Below are 19,452 nucleotides of genomic sequence, written 5' to 3'. Positions count from 1 at the left end.
AGAAATTTTTTAATCAAGTAACCTCCGGGCCGGATCGACCTCTATTTTCTTATTCATTGCATACGCATAATTGTATTCAGCAACAGAAACCGCCGATCGCTGGAAGTCGCATGGAAACCAGACCACAGAACACACCACCAGCAGGGCTAAACGCATCATGAGGGCAGTTTCCATCGACTGGCCAGGCGTCGTGCTAGGCGGCTCTGTTACGCTGTATCCAGCCTCTTCAAGCGTGGTCTTGATGTTATAAAGCCTTTTTCGCACCAGCTCATCATCGGCACCGTAGGGCACGCACAGATAAACCCTTTTCACATCTGCCATGCTTCATCACGCTCCCGGCCGGGCATCGATGCACCAGGCTCCAGATGCCAGTACGTCATAAGCACGTCGATAGCCTCATTATGCCCGACACACAGCGCACAGTAATACCCCTCCGCCGTCAGCAGGCGCAACCACTCTTTTTGCTCTTCAGATGCCGAGTTTTTGCCGTACTTCAGCTCGATCCTCAGACCATGATACTTACCCCGCGCCGCATCAAGCGACATATCTGGGTACCCTTTCTTTTGACCTTCAGCTTTTATCTTCCCAGCTGATGCTTTACCTCTGTGCCCACCGTTCGGCGTTGAGTGCAGACGGGTATAAATCCCCTGGTGATGGCGCTCAAAATAATAAAAAACTCGCACTTGTTCGTAATGCTCCTGGTTGCCCTTCACCAGGTCGGGGTTTTTATCCAGTAGAGCCAGCGCGACCGCATGGGGAGACTTCTTCGCGACGGACTTGATAGCCTCACCGAGGACGTTCGTTCCCTTCCGTTTTTGAGGAACACGAGCACCCTGTTTTTTCTGGCGTTCCGCAAGCCACTCCTCACTGAATCTCAACATCGGAGCCTCTGCGTGAACGGCGCAGCTCACGCGCCTGGTTTAGCTTGGCCATCGGATCGAAATCCGTTTTATCGCCTTCCGCTGGTACCTTTTTGGAACGTGAAGCATTCAATCGGTAAATGCCCCCAGCTTCTATCCTTTTTTCTATACGTGCCATTCCTAACCCAACTTGTGTTGATTATCGCGCTACCGCTTTGTCTATTTCTGTCTGAGCCATGATCTCGTCATTCACGCGATCAATGTTCTCCTTCAGCCAATCAAATGCTTCCTTTTGCCTCTCGAAGCGGGCTGGTGCGCCGGGGATCTTCTTGCCGGGCGCGACCTGATACTTGTGATTGCCTGTTCCGTTCAGGTACCGGGGATCAACGGGGAAATACCCCACCTCCCAATGCGGCGGAGCGGTTTCAAACCACTCCCCATTTGGGAAGTAGCCGTGGAAGATCCTCCCTGCGTAGAACTTCCCTGCGCTACGTTCGATTAAGAGACTCACCTGCAATTGTCCTTGTTTGTCTAATTAGTAATTAGATTATCATCTTTTTGGACAAAAAAAAGGATGCCTGAGGCACCCTTAATATTTATGAAATGTGAATTATTACTTATTACTTTTATCCAGATACTGCTCCATTGCCTCGCGCATCAATGCACTTGTGCTCTTTGGCCCGTTCCCGGATCGCTTATTGGCCAACGCCACATCCTCAACTCGGCGTTGAAGTGACAACGGCCACGATATCGTAGTCCGTCCCATTTGCTCGTCTTGATGAGCTGGTTCAACCTGTGCCACGCCTGCGGCTTCATTCTCCTGACCGTACGGACGATCAGCCAAGCGTTGGGCCAACGCTTCTACTTCAGCCTCGGTCGCTGGCGCACGTCGAACGGGGGAAGAACTCGCACGCTCACTAGGTTTTTTCAACGCCATTATTTGAATACCTCGTCAATCAAAGCCCAGACCTCTACCTTTGCTTTCTCGTTGTCAGTTTCCAGCACTGATTTACCTTCCGCCATCACGTCACGGTAAACCTTTCTGAAGCAGCTCTTCGACTCCAGTGGTACCAACTGGTCAAACTCTGACACGAACTCCAGGAACTCCTTACGCTCTGTACCCGCCAACAAAGGGTTGGTTGTTGCTATGCTTTGGTAACAGAACGCTTTCAGATCAGGGTTTAAATCGCGCACGCTGATCAACTGCTCTTGCAGTTCCATCATGGTATCGAGATCTAGTTGTGAGGACTGATGAGGCGCGATCAACTGGTGGGCTACCGTACAAGCGGTGATCAGTTCGCGACTGTTACGGCCAGCAACGTCCACAATCACATGTTCGTATTTCTCGTCCAGGCTACGCAATGTTTGCGATATATTGCCCGTCTTCTGTATGAGCGTGATCAAGGGCTTCAGGCCTGACGCTTCCCTTTCTGCGTTCCAGCGTGATGCAGAGAGCTGCATATCAGCATCCACCAGCACAATATCTTTACCGCGCATTGCCAGGCCTACCGCCAGGTTTATAGCCGTGGTGGTTTTTGAGCATCCACCCTTGTTAGAGCCTATAACGTGGATCATCAGAACCTCGATATGATTTATTAATTAATACGTATGAATTATGAGTTATGAATTCATACGTATGAAATATTAAAGGGGAAATCCCCTGCAATGACTGAATATTATACGAAACCATACGCCTGTAAAGTCATACTTCACAAATCATACTTGTGAAGTATGAAATATGAAGTATGACACATTGCAATCACCAGCTGAATACAGGCAATCCGGGGATCACCGCCGCCCCATCATCAAAATTGACGGCATGAAACCCTGCATCAATTAGCACGGAGATAGCCGCAATGGTACTCCCGCTAATGCCACCTTTCGTGAAGATGTCTACCCAGTCATCTTCCTCCTCTACAGGAATGACGAGCCAACCACTACCGGAGGAAAGCAGCCAACTGAGCCCCTCTTGTTCTTGCTTATCCCACGCCATGCCGATGATCACTACAGTATCTTCTGAAGGTATATGTGACGTGCTGGCGAGGGCGACTTTGTACATCGGTACCTGGGCAGCAAACTGACTCAAAGCGGCTTTATCCATGATGTTCACGCGGCCTCTCCAATGGGTACCAGTTTGATATTTTTGTTAGATGCAGGCTCAACACGCAGCAATTGGCCATCAAAACTGATCAACTGGTTAGGTTTAACCAGGTATTTATTGGCATGTGACCGCTTTTGGCTGGTAAGAGAGCATCCGAGTGGAACCATAAAATACAGTTCGTGGCCAAAACTCTTGGCTCTGGCCACCGCTTCCGCTTCGTCCTCGTTGTATTGAGCTGCATAGGCGGCGACGCTCGACAACTTGAACATCTTGTATTGAATGCCATGGCTGCGAGATTTGTACTCCATAGCAAACTCCAACGAGTCTGCCTGCCTGCGGCTAACACTCATGACATGCTGACGAAGGTCGTACACGTTATATGCCTTGAATGATGCAACTAGCACCGGTTCCGACTGTACGTTGCCGCGCGTTTTTGGCGCTTCAGCGCCCTGCACCGTGGCCTGTTCTTCAGAACCGGTTTCCAGCACAACAATCTGAGTGGCGATACGCTCCCGCATTACTGCTTTACGCCAGCATCTCTGCATCGCCCTGGTGATAGCATCGCGCTCGAACTCGCTAACATCAGGCTTGCTTGCACAGGCCATAGCTTCATCAATGACACGTTGAATAGTGCGCTTTTCGAGGGATAACAATGCCGCTTTTAATACCGCAATACCGTATTTATTGCTCATAACCAACCTCTTCTTCTGTGTTGCCCCGGCTCCAACCGGGGCTGTGGGTTTAACGAGTAGTAGCCAGCACGTACACGGCATTAAGTAAGGTCATTACACCGACGGTACCGAGCATCATCCCGATGATCTGTAGCGCCTTAGGAACAGAAGAGGATTGGTAAACTACTGGACGCCGCGCTGGTTGGACGTTGACATAATCAACCGGCATGGACACGTGATTCTTCGCCATGATAATATTCTCCTTGTTAGGTAACACAGGGTTGGAAATTTTCGCCAATCGACAACCCCTCATTAAAACCCGCTCCGGCGGGTTTTTTTGTGCCTGTTTTCCGGCACAAGGCAACTATACAATTATTAATTAGACCTACGCAACCAAAAATCATGTTTTTGATTTCAAATACATGATTATTGACTCATATCCACATGTTTTTATACATAAAAAAAGAGAGCCTAAGCTCTCTCGATTTCCCGCTTCCGGGCCTCTTCTATAACCCTTATGTTGTCGGGTAACGCCCAATCCCAGCCCCCTCGCGAATAATGGCGCACCCCCTTCACAGGCTCACCGGTACTCAGATCTGCAACGGTACCCCAGCACTCAGGATCGGTTTTGCTGGTAAGCCGCATGATACGGCCTACTCGCAGATTATTAATGGTCAGTTCATACCCCAGGCTGTCAGCCATAGCGACCAAATCCAGCCATGTATACCACTGCCTTTCCCTCACGCTACGGCCCCTTTCCAGGCGATCAGTTTTTCCATTTGGTCATCGTCGCAGTAATAAATATACGGCTCGGTATCATCCGCCTCTGCATGCACTGCAAGTTCGTGCTGCGGCGCATAGATGAGGCCAAACTCGATGCGCTCTGCGCTGTACAGGTGCGCGGCCACTATCGACAGAGCCGGACGCGAAAGGCCATAGATAGCACGCACATCCTGAGCGACCTGGTCACCGACTACATCCGGGCCAAACTCATTAATCAGCAGGGTTTTTACCGTTGGCCACCAGGGCCCAAATGCACGATACAGCGCCGGAGTTGCTTTCAGGCGAGATGCCAGGCCGGTAAGGTATACCGTGACATACTCCGCCTCGCTGCGGCCGTTGAGCGCCTGCGCATTCAAGATTTCGCCAATGTAGTCTTCCGGTGGCTGCACGGTGTCGATCAATGTTGTCATATTCAATACGCCCCCGGTCGGGGGCGGCTCCTCTAAAATTAGCGGTATTCAGCGATCACGGCCATAACGTCTGCCAGGTCATGTGTTGCAGGGATAATCCACCAACTGCCCATGAATTCCATGCCCGCCCGTTTACCATTCAAATATTTAGCCCCAAAATCGGCTTTAAGTCTATCCTTGGCCTGATACAGCGCGCCGCCGATACCGTCGCTATCTTGGAATCCATAAGCCTCATCAGGGCCATAGCTGTACTTGTTCGCCGCTTTGCCGCCCACCAGCGGCTGTGTGTTTTTGCGCACAGTGATGGTTTCGATGCTAGTCGAGGCCTCGGTCACTTCCAGGGCTTCCTCCTTCCGGGCCTCCTTCGCAGCTTCAACAGCATTAGTCTCTGCCTGGGCCTCTTCTTCGGTGATCAGCCCGGCCATTACCTTCAGCTTCAGCATAAGGCCATCGTGATCTTCATTTGCCTCGGCAAACGCGGCATCGATACGGGCGATCATGTCCTTCATCGCTTCGCCGCCGTTGAACGCCGCCTCTGTGATGCTTTCTTTGTCCACCAGCCCCATGATCACTGCATGTGCGAACATCGCCGCCAGGCCATATTCCTCATATTTGACAGATCCCCCCATCCGGCTGCGGTACGCCGACGAAAACACGCGGGAAGAAGGCGAAAATGTCTGAGCCACTTCATACACTTCTGTCACTGGCAGGCCGAGATTATCCAAATACTCCAACCAGGTGGCGTGAGCAACGTCCTTCGCTTTCTGGATCACCCGATCGTTGTGCTCCTGCACTTTCTGCCGGAACGCTGCTTCCAGCACCGGCTGAAATTCTTCGGTATTGCGGTACTGGCCTGGAATGTAGTCCGTTTTATAGATACTCAACACATTGCCCATGTATTGGGCTGCATCATAACTGCCCAGGATCATGTATTGGCCATACTGCTCCGGATTATCACCGTTAAAGTTCCAGCTCCGTGAATCGGTTTTCTCAATGGCTTGGGCAACATGCGCTGCCACAACTTCGTTGATAGTGCTGGCGCTGGCTACCTCCCCGTACTTGCTGAGCTCCGTGCGCCATTCCCGGCCGAACAAAGCGATAAGGAAAGGCTCAATGCTCCTGGTACCGCCATCCGACCGGCACCAGCTGGCAACTGCCGTTTTCAACACATCATCTTGAGTATCTGGATACACAACACGCTCGGCATTAGCTTGTAGCCAGTTGCGGCCATCCGCCGAAATCCCCCTGGACGGAGCATAAGAGCTTTGGGAAACCATGCCACGCGCTATCAGTTTGCCTTCATCATTACGGTATACGACACTGCTATCACTCAAAACCAGCCAGCCGTTAGCCAGGTATTTGGCAAACTCCGCTTTTGACATCCGTTCAGCAATACTGTGGCTGTAATGGCCAACGGCCGCCCATGCTCTCAATGAGGCCTCCGCTTCTGGAACATCACTGTCTTCCCCCAGGTCGGTCAGGTTTACCGGTATGTTGGCCGTCAGAGAGTCGAGCGTTTCCCCCTCGAAAAAAATGACATCGGCTATTGCCGTGCCGGTATCAATGTCGATCTTTGTCAGCCGTACGTATGCCTTACTTCTTGGGGATCTTTTGTAGATGCCACCACGTTTGAACATGCGACCGGCCGCAGACTGCGCATAGAGATCACCGTGGGTCAGAATATCGGCGTCGACGTTCAATAACCCCGCCTCGATGGCCCTTTCTATTTCGGGCTTCAACTGCTTGATACGGTCAACTGCTTTACGCGTACGTGACATAACCCGCTCTAAACGAGTTACTTTCTTGTTTTGGTCTTGGAGATCTTTTAATGCGTAGTTAACTTGTTTTCGAGCGGTATCCTCCATGTAGGTTCCAATGCTCGCTTGCAGCTTTTTACGCGAATCATCAAGCCTGGTCGTTGCGGCAACCTGCTGGTTTTTGGCACCTGTTAGGTCGTTCTCTAGACTCCACAGACTGGTTTTTTCAGCGTGGCTCATCTTGAGGAACTCGGACAAGTTAGCTTCAGCACGTTGCCGGGATTTTTCACGCGCGACCGCTTCAGCTTTGCGGCGGGCCTCCGCCACCAGGCGCGCATATTCCTCCGGATCGGCCGCCAGCAACAAGCGCATTTCGTCCTGGCTGTTGGCGTCAGCGTTTGACATCCGGGCTTTATCAGACGTCATGATCTCGGTGATCCAGTCCTTTTTACGCTTCAGTGTATCGAGGCGGAACTCATCGAACGAACCCTTACCGCAGTAGTAATAGACCTTCACCGAACTGGCTTTTGAACCTACCCGCGCACCGCGCCCGTTGCGCTGATCAATACTGGCTGGCGTCCAGGGCAGCGTCAGATGGTGGATGCCACCGGTACCGTGGTGTAGGTTGATGCCTACTTCAGCCTTTTTGTTGCAGATCAGTATGCGCGTGCGGCCCTCGTTATAATTGGCGGCGATCTGCTCCAGGCCTCCCAGTGAAATTTCGGACAGACTGGCTACATACTCATCAAAGGCCTCTTTAGCCTGGTAGTAGGCCGCCAGCTCGGTATCAGTTGCGTCTTCCTTGGGCTCCGTCGGCTCTTTGACGGCTTTCGGCCCCTTCCCCTTCTTACCGGCTTCAGAAACCGTTGTGGCGTTCAGTATGCCAATTTCGACTATATCCATGCCAAGGGCGCTGGCCAACACCCTGGCTAACTTGCCGTGCTGAGCCTTCTCATCGGTGAATATGATCTGCTTACCGGCTTTCAGCCCGCCTTTGAGATTCTCCACCAGCGCGCTGTACTTCGGCGGGATCGGATGCGAAATGTCGGTTGATAGCAGGCCTGCTTTGCTGAGGCGCTTCAGTACCTCCCCCTCAGCCGCGTCGGCAACAATCAACTGCACATACCGGCTGGTGGTTGTGATACGTGGGTTTACTTCCACCCGTTCTACAGCGGTGGCCACCACGTCGCTCTCGTCGTCACGCTGGCCAACAAACTGCGGTAATGACTCCACCAGTTGTGCCACTGCATCCGCTTTGCCTGCCGGGAAACGGAAAGTCATTTGACGGTGGTACACGTCTGGATCGAAACAAACACGATCCATGTCGCGGATGATGGAGAAGATGGAGTCTTTTTCTTCCTCTTCCCCTTCAGCATCTACCCCTTTTGACAAGGCATCAGCACGCTTTCTAAGCTGTTCGTAAACAACAGCCTGTTCGTCGGTCATCGGAACAACAACGTTGCTTTCATCGAGCTCCGGGATCTTCACCGTGTCGGAGACATCTTTAGCCGTCTTCAGCACTGTCCAACGGTGGAAAATGCCCCGTAGCCCGTCCAGGTTCTTGAAGCCCACCAGCCCTTGCTTGCTCTCTACCTCGCCGGAAATCTTCTGTACCGTCACCTGATCGGTCTGGCCGAATACCTTGACGAAATCATCCGGCGTCAATATCCCCATGCGCTGCCACTCTTCGCTGCTGACGACGTGTGACAGCATGTTGAATGCATCGATAGGCGAGTTAACCAGCGGTGTAGCGGTCAGTAATACTGCGCCGCGCCCGTTGTTGTTTTTGGAGACGTAAGAGGTTTTTAGCGCCATATCCCGTGCGGTTTTCGCCACGGGGCTGGTTGGTAGGTATGCGAGCTGGGAGGCCTCACGGCCAGAGGCATAACTGTTGCGGTAATTATGGCCCTCATCGACAATTATGCTGTCAAAATGCATGTCCTCGAAGTACGGATAATCATGCTTTTTGTCGGTACCGGTATTACTGGCCTTGGCCAGTATGCTGTTGCGCTTCGCCGCGTCGCGGTGCTTCGAACCCAAGAGATTTACACGGCCCACCTGGGCCTCAGCAAACAGTACATCACGGGCATGCTCTTCGACCGTTCCCGGGCGCAGCGGGATAGCCGCGAATTGCTCCTTCGTCAGAAGAACGGAGCGGTAATTGGACATTGGGATCATGTTCATCCGCTCTTTCACCGTCTCCGCCGAGGCCAGCTTCACCGCGTTGCGGTAGATCGGTTTCCCTGTGGTCGGGTTAATTGCCGGTTCCCCGTTCTCATCGAGCACCGGCACCCGCATGACGTTACCGTCATCACCCAACACCTCATCGAGGCCGACAAACAGGATCTGCGACAAAGCGGCTTTGTCGTAGAAGTCCTGTGCTTCGTGGTACCAGTTTTCAAGCACTGACTTCGGCACCACGTTCGCTGTTCGCTTGCTCCGGCCATTCTCGAAGTTGTACGCCTCAAGCGCCAGGCCTACTGTGGATTTACCCAGGCCGGTACCAAACCCGGAGATCCCCCGACCGTCTTCCGACAGGCGGCGCACTTCGGCGTTCTGGTACTTGAATGGGATGCGGTTGCCCGAGATCCCGCTCAGGTTCAGTGGCTCTTCGCTGTGACTGAAGGGAATGTAAGCGTTGAACGAGTCGTTATATTGCTGCGTCAGGGACGGTAGGGAGTCGTGCTTGCGCACCCACTGGTTAAAATCGGCTTCCAGGGCACGAATGCTATCGAGGTACTGATCAGCATTAACGCCGCGTGGTTTAACGCCATTCAGGTAGTTTTCAAACTGATCCAGGAATCCATCACTGTTACGCACACGCTTATAGACGTACTCAACAGCGCCGGTTTCCTTGTTCTTGGTTTTGACGGTCTTATAGCGGTAGCCGGTGAATACCCCGTCCTTGCCTTTGTAGCCGTCTTCAGACACCAGCTCGCCATTCTCTATCTGGACGCTTTGTATGTACTTCAGGTCGCCGTAACCGCGCTCATGCAGGAATTCCTGGATAATGCTCCGGTCGAGCCAGCGATCGTTCAGCGAAAAGTCGATATCGTCCGATTTAGTCCATTTCCGCCGTGCTTTGATCTCTGCCAGCTGCCGGTGATAGTTGTCTTTTACCGCCCCGTCTGGTGTCCCATCCAGCGCGCCAAGCAGCTGGCTGTTAAGTATGCCAATATCGCCGCTCGTCGCCCGATCCATGGGCATCAGCGTGCCGTCCGGCTGTACCGCGATACCGTCTTTCGTGGCCAACAGGCTCAGTAACTCGGTATCGCTGGCGGGTAGTTCCCCGGCGAACGCATTACGGAATGACTGAAGCTCGATAGGATCCAGGTCGATTTGGTTAAAGAGGTGGCGTATTACCTGTTCATGATCGGTATCGTCGTAGGCCTTCGTGTTCCCTTTATCCAGATCCCCACGCAGCAGCGCCGACAGTTCGCCGTCTTTTGTCACGCTCGCTTTGAACACCAGCCAACCGGCGGCACCGTCTCCGGACACCCTGGCAGAACGCCCGGCATGCGGGTTGCCGCGTGCAAGAACCTCCTCGCTGACCATGCGTTGTGCGTCGGCCAGCTCCCGGTCGAGGGCTTCAGCCTGCCAGCCGGTGGCGATCTTGTCCTGGACGTTCTTGATGTAGACGCCAATCAATGACCCCCTCAGCACGCGCTCACGCATCGCAGGCTTTTGGCGCATGGCAAAATCAATAACGCTGTGGTATTCGCTGGCGATCGCGCCGGGGAAATCTAACCAGGTCGATTCCAGCTGCGCCGGTGTGAGGGATAAGAGGCCTTCGACGCTGGTGGCACGCCGTGCCAGATCGTTATAGCTCTTCGCACCATATTTTGCGGCATCGATGTCGCCGTAGTTGGCCGAGTCATCCACCAGCCATTGCCCGCCAATAAACTCATACCAAACGCCGGAAAACAGCCGCTTTTCACCCTCGCTGGCGGTGGCCACTTCAGGCTCGGAAAGTGAAAGCAGATCCCAATTGATCCGGCTCTCGAACTTCTTGGCCAACGCGGTTTTGATCGCGGCCCCGTTCACCATCCCGTCGGGCTTAACCACCATCCGGGCAAATTTATCCTTGCCGACGGTGGTCATCTCGCCGTGGACAAATCGGCGGCCGTCGCGATCAAACCACTTGCCCCGGATAAACGTGTCCCACAAGACGTTAGCCTCCTCCAGCACGCTGTCCTTCTCATGCATGATCCGTTCGGTCATCTCTTCGGAGTGCTTGCGCAGCACCCACACATCAACAACCGTTGCTGTGCCGCTATTCTCGAACGTGCCGGACGGTAGCCGGTGCGCACCCAGGAACTCGGCTTTCCTGGATACCTTTTCCCGTAATTTTCTGTCAGACGTGTTGTGTGTCAGGCCGTTGGGCACGATCAGGCAAATCAAGCCGCCGTATCGCACTTTGTCGATCGGGCGCAGCACAAAATATCCGGCCAGGGACTCATCTTTGTAAACCGTATCAAGTTCGGCAAATTTGCCACGGCTCTGGCCAAACGGCACGTTGCCAACGCAGTGATCAAAGCTGTTATCCGGGGTGACGCGGGCCAGCGATTCGAAGGCGTTTATATTCACCGCGTCTTCGGGGTGCAGCAGCCGGTTAATCCGGCCGGATACTTCGCTGATCTCGGCCGACTGCATGATGACGCCGGTGGGTTTCGTTTCCTGGAATACGCCGGTACCGGCGGAAGGTTCCAAGACCATGCCCCCGGCCACGCCGTAGGCCTCAAGCAGATCCCAGATCCCTTCGGTCACTGACTGTGGGGTGTAATATTCGTATTCGCTGCCGCCGATCCCGCCCTCGCCGGTGTACCTGGCCAAGATGGCGCGTTGCTCTTCTGTTAGCTCGGCACCATCCGGCAAGCTATCCAATAGCGCCAGCGCCGCCTGGTTTGCCTCCTTCCGTTCGCGCTCGATGCTCACGCCTGGCCGTTTTTCCACACCAAACACCGCAGGTTTACGACGTGCAGTAATAGCCCCGATGACCCGGATTATCTGTTTTACAGACGTAGTAGTCCTTAGCGCCGGAATAATATCCGGCCGATCATTTTCTGCTCTCATGGCTCAACTAAAACTCACATCCATTAGGGTTAAATAATTGACACTAAACGTTGTGAGTTTTAATCGTGAAGAAGCCTTCCAAGATGAGTCCTGTAAACATACTGCGCCGCATGATGGGCGGTCACGATGACGGGGATAATATCTCGAATGTGATCGCCACCGGCGGCGGCAGAAATGTCGTTTCCCGTACGCTAATGCCGACGGTTATCGATGACCAGGGAACCGGCTTATCAAGTGCCGGTGATACCGTCAGCGCAGGTACAACACTGCCAACAGATCGTTTGGCCCGGTACGCCCTCTTTGACCAGATGGCCAGATCACCAACGCTATCTGCCGCGCTCAATATCCACGTATCGCACGCCCTCGCCCAGGACAAAAAAAGCGGCATGTGTTTTAACCTGGCACCGCTTGATCCAGGCGACAAAGAAACGTCCAATCGCTGTAGCGAGATCATCAACGATATCGGGGAGATGCTGAATACCGGCCTGCCATCATGGGCGCTAAATATGGCCATCTTCGGCGTAAGCTACATCCGGCCCTATGCGCAAGACAGGAAAGGCATCACAAGCCTGGAGTCCAGTTACTATACCTTGCCTCACCTCATCACCGAATATGAGCGTGGTGGCGAGCTGGCGGCGTTTTCTGGCGATTATTTTGTTGACCCAACAACAAACCAACGCGTTTTGGCCAAACCCTGGGAACTAGTGTCAATGAAGGTTCCCTACTGGACGCCGGACATTAACAACCGGCCGATGAACACCGGCACCATGGGTTACTCATTGCTTGGAGATCCGTCACAGCGGGCGCTGATTGAAACGCAAAACTATGGGACGTCGTTCCTGGAGTACAGCTACGAGTCCTTTGTTAACCTTTGCGACGCTTTACGGGCGCTGAAAGCCACCAGGAACAATGCCGCCAAGATTGACCGACTGATCGCCATCACCACAAGCAACCTCGATCCCGTTAATGCCGCAGCCTACACCCGAAACGTTGGCCAATCACTGAAGCGCAGCTCGGAAGAGATCTCTCGCAACTCACGCAACAGCAACGTTATGCCCACCGTGTATAACCATCTAATTCCGATCATGGGAGACGGCAAAGGGGGCATAACGATGGACACGCAGCTGATCCCGGCCGACATTAACGGCATTGAGGACGTTATGTTTCATCTCCGCCAGTTGTGCTCCACTGTTGGTACCGACTCCACAATGTTGGGTTGGGCAGATCAAATGGCCGGAGGCCTCGGCGAAGGCGGTTGGCAACAGACGGCGATACAGTCAGCGCAACGAAGCTTTTGGATCCGCCAGGCCGCCAGCACCTTCCTGTACCGCACGATCGATATTCACTGCGCGTACAAATATGGCAAGGTCTATCAGCAAAACCAACGGCCGTTCCGCATTGAATTCAACTCCGTGAACACTGCCCTGCAGGCGGAAGCAAACCGCGAACAAGAGAGCCGCGCAAACTACGTCTCGGTGGTTGTCAGCATTCTCGATGCAATCCAGAACAATGCTCGCATGGCTGGCTCCCCTGCCCTGATGAATCTACTGTTCGGCGAAATGCTACAGATGAACAACGATACCATCTCGAAAATCTACAGCGAGCTGGCGAACTCCGAGCCGGACGATCCGATGATGGAAAGCGCCAGGCGCGGGAATGTTGGCCTGAACGATCTATCGCGGGATGATTTGCTGACGGTCTTCAGAAGTGTGATGGGCGAATAGCCATGCTCAAGGGGCCGCTGGTGGCCCTTTGCCAAATTTCAGGCATAAAAAAACCCGCTGGAGAGCGGGTTTCAAGGGATACATATAGTTATCGGGTTAGCATTCAACAGCATTAGGCACGGCAGTGCGTGTACGCACGGTACCGGAACGCGTAGCTTTAACGAACGACGCCTTTAGCTGGCGCATAGCGTCGTGCTTGCGTTCTGCCGCTGTCATTTGTTTAAGTTTCGTAATATCGCGTTCTGAGCGCATAACCTTTTCCTTCTTCACCAAGATTGGTGGCTACATACGATAATACTTCATCAAAGCTGCGTTGTAAAACCCGATCATAGAATTGCTTTAACCTCATGTTTTCAGCAAGCATCAGATATGACTTCGCCTGATAGGTATTGCAATGCAACGTTATGATATGGGTCAAAGCATCGACCAACTCCTCCAAGTAGGCGATTCCACCTATGCCACCAAGATCACTTTTTTTCGGCGTGGCATAAAAATTATCACTTTCAAAATTTTCCAAACGGTCAAATTTCACATCATAGCTATCTGATGGCAGGCTGAAACCAACCTCCTCAGACCGCAGAGCGTGATAGCCCACATCAGAAACATCTATGGGCGAAAAGAGGACTAGAAATTTATGTTCACCAATAGAGAAATCGAAGCGGTGGTTGATAAACTCTCCGCACTCCCATTCCAAGAACTCTTCTGAAAGATAGACAGGCATTTTTATGATTTTTTTGTTGTTTTCGATAAGGTATGTTAACCCAGCATTTGTACCATTACACCTGCGAGAAGCGAAAACCATAATTCATACTTGTGAAATATGAATTATTGCTTTTACTCTTATTCATATATTCTATGATTAAGGTCTACATGTACTGCTGAATGCCAAGAGTAGCCCCAAAGCCTGAATTTGACCCAAGAAGCGGCAGGCATCAGTATCGCGACGCCTGTCGCAGCAAGGCAACTAAGCTATTCTTTCCTTTTTGCCTCAAGGTAAGCAGCCATGGCATCAGGGTCTTGTAAGGCCTTTGCCTTCACTTCAGAATATGGAATGCCTTCAACCTTCTCCATCTCAGTTGTTACCTTACTGATAGCGTCTTCGACAGTTTTGTAGACATTTTGCTGCTCTTCATCTGTCAGATCTCTATCAATGCTGAATTGGATAGAATCAACAACGTAGGCTGCATAACCCTCAATGCTGCTATACATTGCTTCAGCGATATCTTTGGTTGTGATAGACATATTTTCCCCTCTCATTTTTGATTCACTTGCCCGTGGTTAATATCCATTACCACGCGACTCACCAAGGCTGCCAGCTGGCCATAATCTGCGTCGTTCCCAGGCTCAGCATCAACAGCAAGCAATATGGCCAGCACGATGATACTGTCAGCTGCTCGGGGGTTAATGAAGTTGGTGCGCATGGTGTTGATCACATCTTGTCGGGATAGGTTTAGAGACATGCGCTAACCTCCCCTTGTGGCAACTTCACAATGGCCACCAGCTGGTGGGGATGGTTTTCACTACTGCGGCAGATAGCCGCGGATTTGAATAAGAACATGACATGGCTCCGTTGGGGAAATGAAGCCACCACCAGAGTTCCTACGCTCTATATTTGGTGGTAGCCCAGACGGGGGTAGGAATACCGGCCCCAACGGATACCGGCCAGCCCGAGAGCTGCCCCGCCTGAGCCACCATAATTTGGACATGCACAGGCATTAGACACAAAAAAACACGCTAGCGCGTGTGTGTCGCCGGAGGGGATTCGGGTTCCTACACCCGGCTGCGGATTTTGCCGCAGCCCTGCAACGTTATCCCGATCGACCGTTTTACGTCAACAACAATCACTATGTCACGTATGTCTAATTATCTATTAGTTGAATAACGCACTCAATAATAAACTCACTTTCGCTAACGTTGGCAGTCGCGTTTTAGTCATTCACCACCAGGGGGGAAACCATGGCAACGCAAGCACTGCGAACTGTTACTGACCGATTTTCACTCGTAGACAACATTCGAAAACACACGCCGCACAACGGCCGCAATTACCTAATGAGCGCGATCCGCGCAACAATTAACTCACCGGAAGTCCAAGAGCGGATCAACCTGGGCGAAATGTATGGCTACTACAGCCACACGAACCGGGCGCTATATCACAAGGAGACGGGAAGCCTTGACCTTCCAGATGCCTGCTACGTAACGATCGACGGCAAACCCGTCATGCTGAAAAACGTCCCATCAAACCGCACGCTGAAAATTAGCATGGATGATGATGGGATCATCGAACATACGCAGGAAATCCTGGATACAGACCCTGGCCATATCGTTGACGGCATGGAACGCTCGAATGCGGGTGGCTGGAGCTGGGCAACCGGAGGGAGCGACGCGGCCCTTTCCAGGGTGTCGAGCTTCCACGGCTTCGATTACGTGACAACACCGAACTACATTAGCCTCAACCGAAAAGCAGCGATGCTGGAAAGCGCCGACGCCCACGCCTTACGCTTGGCCGAACTGCTTAAATCGGGCTACTCAGAGCAAGGCGCTGCCGATATTTTGAAGCACTTCGAGCAGATGCAGTCTCACGAGCTCATGATCGAGTCAGCACAGCGGAACATGTACCTGCAAAGCGATTTACTGATCATGCAGGGCAGGCTGATGGAGCTCGAAGAAGAAGCCAAACAGCAGAAGGCTGATCTCGATGAAGCACTGGCAGTGCGCCAGCGGCGAGCCGCGATGTTAGAGTCGGCGATCAAGACTCTGCCCGTTTTCTTGACGGAAGAGCAGAAGACGGCAATGTTGAGCATGAGCTCGGAAGATGATCTGAAGACCGTGGAGGCTATGTTCGAATCGATCGCAACGGGCCACATTAGCTCACTGCCGCTTAACAATTCTGGCCGTCGTGAAGTCGCACCGGCTAAAACGTCAAAAATTGGGGAGATCTCCCCTATCCTGCCCGTCGGTTTCAAAGGCTTCCTGTAACCAACAATTCCCTGATCTTTTGATCAGGGGATCCAGAAAGCCACTGTATTTCCATACATGAAACGGCGAATAACCGGGCAAATGGACACGTATATCTAATTAATTAATTGTCTTTTACGCCGATCACCTCTTATCATCCTGTCAACGGATCGCGAAGGATCGTTACACTGATCCTTTCATCGCGAATGGATAGGAATATTTACCGTTTTACAGGCGAAAAAAAAACGCCAGCTGCAAACTGGCGTTCATTTTCTAAACCTTGCTGATAAGTTTTTCGACGAACCTAGCAGCTAACTACTTTTCTTTTTCTTCGAGAGTTAAAGAAAGTTAAATCAAAGATGTGACCCGATGACTTGCACGGTACAAAGGAACACAGATCGATGACAACGGAAGCCATTTTTTCCACCCTGATAGATAGGAAAAACTACCGATGACAACGGAAGTTATTTTATCCCAGCAGATCGCTGGTATCAACTGCACACATTCAAAAAACGTCAAAAAAGCATCAACGCAACGTAACCCATTCATTTGTGGCGATAATGTTACAGGGATTGCGCTGGAATTCTACATCAGGAACCTCCAAGGAACGCTCCTCCCGCGTACTGCATGTGACTTTTTATCGAAGATTTGCAACGTTGCCGCAGCCTCTGGTGCTTACCGCCTTTACTACAGCAAAAACACGATGGCCGAGAAGACCGGCGTATCTCCGCGCACGGTACAGCGGTACATGCGCATTATCGAAGCCAGCGGAATAGTTACCCGCACTGTAGTAACCGACTCCATCAAGGGCCACCAGCCGAACCTGTACACCTTCACCCACGAATTCATTGCCGCCGTGCGGGCATTCTTCACTGTTCACCTGGGCGATAGCCAGATTAAAAACATCCGCCAGATCCCCCACGGCGATCTACAGAGACTCGTTGAACTGTCCCTTGCGCCTATTCGCGGGCTTATACGTAAGGTGTCGAAATTAAAGGACATTTGTACGAATAAGAAGGTACCCCCCATAGGACAAAATGACGCTTCCCCCACCGGACAAAGTGACCTACAAAAAGAAGTAACGATCTCTGGAAAAGCAGTAGAACAAAACCTTGCCGGTACCCCCGGCCCTGATATTGAAACCGCTTCGCAGGGAAAAACCCTATCCGGTACCGAGCGGCGCACCTTGACCAATAGCGAACTGATCGCCGCTCGTAAAAAGCGTGAGGCTGAAGCCGCAGAGCTAACCAGGGCCGCGCACAAGCGCAAGCAGATGGCATCCTTCCTGCAACGCAGATCTAAGGGCTACGCGGCTAAGAAGGCCCAAGACGCTCAAACGCAGTACAACCACACCAGGATCGTCGAGGAGGGTCGCCGCCACGACGAAGCCTTAGCAAAAGCGCAGGCCGGGGCACAGAAGGACACAACGGTAATCCACGGGCATCTGAATGCAATACGGGCGCTGTTTGGCAAAAAACCGATCCCGGCATAACCACTGTACAAAAACACACTTCCATTAGGCTTCTACTCGGCACTATCGCCGATCACCAGAATGGAAGTTGTACGATGAACATTAACAGGCAGGCATTCCGCACCACGATCGCTTTTTCCGAGGGCACAAGCACCCACAAACTGACAAAAAACGATGGCTATGACGTCATCGTTACAGGTTTGGATATGAAGCTTGAAGTTTTCACTGACTACAGTGCCCACCCGTTCGCAAATGGGCGTCCCGCGAAGGTGTTTAACAAGAAAGGTGATAAATCCACAGCGTCCGGGCGCTATCAACACCTGTGGCGCTGGTGGAAGCTCTACGCAGTACAACTCAATTTGAAGGACTTTTCTCCAGCCAGCCAAGACGCTGTTGCTATGCAGCAGATCAAGGAACAGGGTGCCCTAGGCGATATCGACGCTGGCAGAATTGAAATAGCGATCTACAAGTGCCGCAAAATCTGGGCATCATTCCCTGGTGCCAACTACAAACAACATGAAAATTCGCTGGAAAAGCTGTTGAAGGTCTTCGTTGACGCTGGTGGTATCCTGTCTGAGTGACAGATCGGGGGCACGGCCCCCTTATTCATATATGTATGATTAGCACTAGACATTCACCACCGCAATCACGATCAAGCAGAAGAGAATGCAAAGGCCTATGCAGTTGTTTCTATAGGTTTTCCTCTTCCACTCCCTATCTAGCCTATCCTGATGATCCTGGCGTTCCTGAGCTGTCGTCACTTGTGGTTCAGTGGGTGGCATATCTTTTATGAGTTCTTGATATGCATTGTATTCATCCTTGTTTTTCATTGTTATTCCTCAATTTTTTGAAAGACAGTCCATTTAAATTTAGAAAATAAGAATCGAAATTGTCGACAAATTTGTCACCAAGAGTGAATAATTCATCATGATTAAATATAAAGAAATCGCTACAGTAACCAGCCCCGTCACTCCTGTTTTCAACAGGGATGCCACGTTCTTTTAATTCTTCTATGTAAAAACTGGCGGAAGCATATTTCATTACACTACCTTTCAATATTTCAATGACTGGTGGCGAGTAGGAAATAATCCGAGCAAAACAATTATCATGATCTTTGTAATAAAGTAACCCATTGGTATTCATAGTGAAAACATCAATAGATAATGCCTCAAATATTTCATAAAGCCGATCAATAAACCCTTGATAAACATCCGACTGACAAGGGCACAACACCCCTCCCTCTTCTTTTTTTATATTTTCACCCTTGAATTTCATTGACCATTGAATTCTTTTTATTAAGTCACTTTCAAGCCTGTAAATAGAATCCATGTCAAAATCGTCAGGTGAAATTACTATTGCTTGATTCCAATCTTGCTTACCTTCGTGATGGTCTTCAATTCGACTAAAACCATTTCTAGACTGTCCGATATAAATATTATTCCCAAATTTTTGTTTGTCAAAATGATCGTTATACAGAACGTAGCATATAAAATGCCCTGCACTATCTATCAAGCCACTCCGTTTAATGTGGCTCAACTGGTGGCGTGGGAATCGAAAAATTTTACCAGCAAAGCCTTCTGCGGTTATCTGAACCAAGTCTCGCACTGCTGTTGTTTCAACGGTTATTTTCATACTGAATGCGCCACC

20 protein-coding genes and 1 pseudogene are annotated in these 19,452 nt (G+C 51.5%); 4 read left to right on the top strand and 17 right to left on the bottom strand.

Annotated elements, in window-relative coordinates; genetic code table 11:
- Positions 1-9: 9 nt before the first annotated feature.
- The 11 genes from KGP26_RS30255 to KGP26_RS30205 form a co-directional block, all read right to left on the bottom strand.
- Positions 10-321 carry a DUF4406 domain-containing protein gene (locus KGP26_RS30255; protein WP_223665817.1) on the bottom strand — a complete coding sequence of 104 codons (312 nt, stop codon included), beginning with the start codon at positions 319-321 and terminating at the stop codon, positions 10-12.
- Positions 309-881 (bottom strand): VRR-NUC domain-containing protein, encoded by a 573-nt coding sequence (locus KGP26_RS30250; protein WP_223665816.1) that lies wholly within the window; start codon positions 879-881, stop codon positions 309-311. Before KGP26_RS30250 ends, KGP26_RS30255 begins: the two co-directional genes overlap by 13 nt.
- Positions 865-1,038, bottom strand: a complete 174-nt coding sequence (locus KGP26_RS30245; protein ID WP_223665815.1) for a hypothetical protein — start codon at positions 1,036-1,038, stop codon at positions 865-867. Before KGP26_RS30245 ends, KGP26_RS30250 begins: the two co-directional genes overlap by 17 nt.
- Before the next feature lie 21 nt (positions 1,039-1,059).
- A complete protein-coding gene (locus KGP26_RS30240; RefSeq protein WP_223665814.1) occupies positions 1,060-1,371 on the bottom strand; it encodes a hypothetical protein in 312 nt (103 codons plus the stop codon).
- Between the two features lie 102 nt (positions 1,372-1,473).
- Positions 1,474-1,797, bottom strand: a complete 324-nt coding sequence (locus KGP26_RS30235; RefSeq protein ID WP_223665813.1) for a hypothetical protein — start codon at positions 1,795-1,797, stop codon at positions 1,474-1,476.
- Positions 1,797-2,435, bottom strand: a complete 639-nt coding sequence (locus tag KGP26_RS30230) for an AAA family ATPase (RefSeq protein WP_223665812.1) — start codon at positions 2,433-2,435, stop codon at positions 1,797-1,799. Before KGP26_RS30230 ends, KGP26_RS30235 begins: the two co-directional genes overlap by 1 nt.
- 184 nt (positions 2,436-2,619) lie before the next feature.
- Positions 2,620-2,970, bottom strand: coding sequence for a hypothetical protein (locus KGP26_RS30225; protein ID WP_223665811.1), 351 nt, complete (start codon positions 2,968-2,970; stop codon positions 2,620-2,622).
- A complete protein-coding gene (locus KGP26_RS30220; protein ID WP_223665810.1) occupies positions 2,967-3,653 on the bottom strand; it encodes a hypothetical protein in 687 nt (228 codons plus the stop codon). Before KGP26_RS30220 ends, KGP26_RS30225 begins: the two co-directional genes overlap by 4 nt.
- Before the next feature lie 49 nt (positions 3,654-3,702).
- Positions 3,703-3,882, bottom strand: coding sequence for a hypothetical protein (locus KGP26_RS30215; RefSeq protein ID WP_223665809.1), 180 nt, complete (start codon positions 3,880-3,882; stop codon positions 3,703-3,705).
- A gap of 490 nt (positions 3,883-4,372) precedes the next feature.
- Complete coding sequence (locus tag KGP26_RS30210; protein ID WP_223665808.1) at positions 4,373-4,825, bottom strand: olxA; 453 nt, start codon at positions 4,823-4,825, stop codon at positions 4,373-4,375.
- Positions 4,826-4,863: 38 nt separating this feature from the next.
- On the bottom strand, positions 4,864-11,655 hold the full coding sequence (locus KGP26_RS30205; protein WP_223665807.1) for an N-6 DNA methylase: 6,792 nt from the start codon (positions 11,653-11,655) through the stop codon (positions 4,864-4,866).
- Between the two features lie 65 nt (positions 11,656-11,720).
- On the opposite strand from KGP26_RS30205, the gene KGP26_RS30200 reads away from it, so the two are divergent.
- Positions 11,721-13,379: a phage portal protein gene (locus KGP26_RS30200; RefSeq protein ID WP_223665806.1), complete on the top strand. Its 1,659-nt coding sequence runs from the start codon at positions 11,721-11,723 to the stop codon at positions 13,377-13,379.
- Between the two features lie 220 nt (positions 13,380-13,599).
- Here KGP26_RS30200 and KGP26_RS30195 read toward each other — a convergent pair whose 3' ends face one another.
- The 4 genes and pseudogenes from KGP26_RS30195 to KGP26_RS30180 form a co-directional block, all read right to left on the bottom strand.
- Positions 13,600-14,181 carry a hypothetical protein gene (locus KGP26_RS30195; protein ID WP_223665805.1) on the bottom strand — a complete coding sequence of 194 codons (582 nt, stop codon included), beginning with the start codon at positions 14,179-14,181 and terminating at the stop codon, positions 13,600-13,602.
- A 167-nt stretch (positions 14,182-14,348) separates the two neighbouring features.
- Positions 14,349-14,621, bottom strand: a complete 273-nt coding sequence (locus KGP26_RS30190) for a hypothetical protein (RefSeq protein WP_223665804.1) — start codon at positions 14,619-14,621, stop codon at positions 14,349-14,351.
- An 11-nt stretch (positions 14,622-14,632) separates the two neighbouring features.
- Positions 14,633-14,839: a hypothetical protein gene (locus KGP26_RS30185; protein ID WP_223665803.1), complete on the bottom strand. Its 207-nt coding sequence runs from the start codon at positions 14,837-14,839 to the stop codon at positions 14,633-14,635.
- A 126-nt stretch (positions 14,840-14,965) separates the two neighbouring features.
- Positions 14,966-15,083 (bottom strand): annotated as a pseudogene (locus KGP26_RS30180) (ash family protein); the annotation flags it as partial.
- A 252-nt stretch (positions 15,084-15,335) separates the two neighbouring features.
- Here KGP26_RS30180 and KGP26_RS30175 point away from each other — a divergent pair.
- The 3 genes from KGP26_RS30175 (at position 15,336) to KGP26_RS30165 (ending at position 18,386) form a co-directional block, all read left to right on the top strand.
- The gene (locus KGP26_RS30175) at positions 15,336-16,355 is read left to right on the top strand and encodes a head processing protein (RefSeq protein ID WP_223665802.1); all 1,020 of its coding nucleotides are present in this window, start codon (positions 15,336-15,338) and stop codon (positions 16,353-16,355) included.
- A gap of 430 nt (positions 16,356-16,785) precedes the next feature.
- Positions 16,786-17,826, top strand: a complete 1,041-nt coding sequence (locus KGP26_RS30170; protein WP_223665801.1) for a helix-turn-helix domain-containing protein — start codon at positions 16,786-16,788, stop codon at positions 17,824-17,826.
- 74 nt (positions 17,827-17,900) lie between these two features.
- Positions 17,901-18,386 (top strand): glycoside hydrolase family 104 protein, encoded by a 486-nt coding sequence (locus tag KGP26_RS30165; RefSeq protein ID WP_223665800.1) that lies wholly within the window; start codon positions 17,901-17,903, stop codon positions 18,384-18,386.
- 45 nt (positions 18,387-18,431) lie between these two features.
- On the opposite strand, the gene KGP26_RS30160 is transcribed toward KGP26_RS30165, so the two are convergent.
- Positions 18,432-18,635, bottom strand: a complete 204-nt coding sequence (locus KGP26_RS30160; RefSeq protein WP_223665799.1) for a hypothetical protein — start codon at positions 18,633-18,635, stop codon at positions 18,432-18,434.
- Complete coding sequence (locus tag KGP26_RS30155) at positions 18,619-19,437, bottom strand: hypothetical protein (RefSeq protein WP_223665798.1); 819 nt, start codon at positions 19,435-19,437, stop codon at positions 18,619-18,621. Before KGP26_RS30155 ends, KGP26_RS30160 begins: the two co-directional genes overlap by 17 nt.
- Positions 19,438-19,452: the final 15 nt, after the last annotated feature.

Source organism: Serratia sp. JSRIV002 (genome assembly GCF_019968725.1).
GTDB classification, from domain to species: domain Bacteria; phylum Pseudomonadota; class Gammaproteobacteria; order Enterobacterales; family Enterobacteriaceae; genus Chania; species Chania fonticola_B.
Note: the sequence above shows the minus strand (reverse complement) of the source record. Positions and strands in the feature narration are given on the sequence as shown.

Coding starts and splice junctions, on each gene's coding strand:
- KGP26_RS30255 (WP_223665817.1), bottom strand. CDS start 321: ATGGCAGATGTGAAAAGGGTTTATCTGTGCGTGCCCTACGGTGCCGAT.
- KGP26_RS30250 (WP_223665816.1), bottom strand. CDS start 881: ATGTTGAGATTCAGTGAGGAGTGGCTTGCGGAACGCCAGAAAAAACAG.
- KGP26_RS30245 (WP_223665815.1), bottom strand. CDS start 1,038: ATGGCACGTATAGAAAAAAGGATAGAAGCTGGGGGCATTTACCGATTG.
- KGP26_RS30235 (WP_223665813.1), bottom strand. CDS start 1,797: ATGGCGTTGAAAAAACCTAGTGAGCGTGCGAGTTCTTCCCCCGTTCGA.
- KGP26_RS30230 (WP_223665812.1), bottom strand. CDS start 2,435: ATGATCCACGTTATAGGCTCTAACAAGGGTGGATGCTCAAAAACCACC.
- KGP26_RS30220 (WP_223665810.1), bottom strand. CDS start 3,653: ATGAGCAATAAATACGGTATTGCGGTATTAAAAGCGGCATTGTTATCC.
- KGP26_RS30215 (WP_223665809.1), bottom strand. CDS start 3,882: ATGGCGAAGAATCACGTGTCCATGCCGGTTGATTATGTCAACGTCCAA.
- KGP26_RS30210 (WP_223665808.1), bottom strand. CDS start 4,825: ATGACAACATTGATCGACACCGTGCAGCCACCGGAAGACTACATTGGC.
- KGP26_RS30205 (WP_223665807.1), bottom strand. CDS start 11,655: ATGAGAGCAGAAAATGATCGGCCGGATATTATTCCGGCGCTAAGGACT.
- KGP26_RS30195 (WP_223665805.1), bottom strand. CDS start 14,181: ATGGTTTTCGCTTCTCGCAGGTGTAATGGTACAAATGCTGGGTTAACA.
- KGP26_RS30190 (WP_223665804.1), bottom strand. CDS start 14,621: ATGTCTATCACAACCAAAGATATCGCTGAAGCAATGTATAGCAGCATT.
- KGP26_RS30185 (WP_223665803.1), bottom strand. CDS start 14,839: ATGTCTCTAAACCTATCCCGACAAGATGTGATCAACACCATGCGCACC.
- KGP26_RS30175 (WP_223665802.1), top strand. CDS start 15,336: ATGGCAACGCAAGCACTGCGAACTGTTACTGACCGATTTTCACTCGTA.
- KGP26_RS30170 (WP_223665801.1), top strand. CDS start 16,786: ATGACAACGGAAGTTATTTTATCCCAGCAGATCGCTGGTATCAACTGC.
- KGP26_RS30165 (WP_223665800.1), top strand. CDS start 17,901: ATGAACATTAACAGGCAGGCATTCCGCACCACGATCGCTTTTTCCGAG.
- KGP26_RS30160 (WP_223665799.1), bottom strand. CDS start 18,635: ATGAAAAACAAGGATGAATACAATGCATATCAAGAACTCATAAAAGAT.
- KGP26_RS30155 (WP_223665798.1), bottom strand. CDS start 19,437: ATGAAAATAACCGTTGAAACAACAGCAGTGCGAGACTTGGTTCAGATA.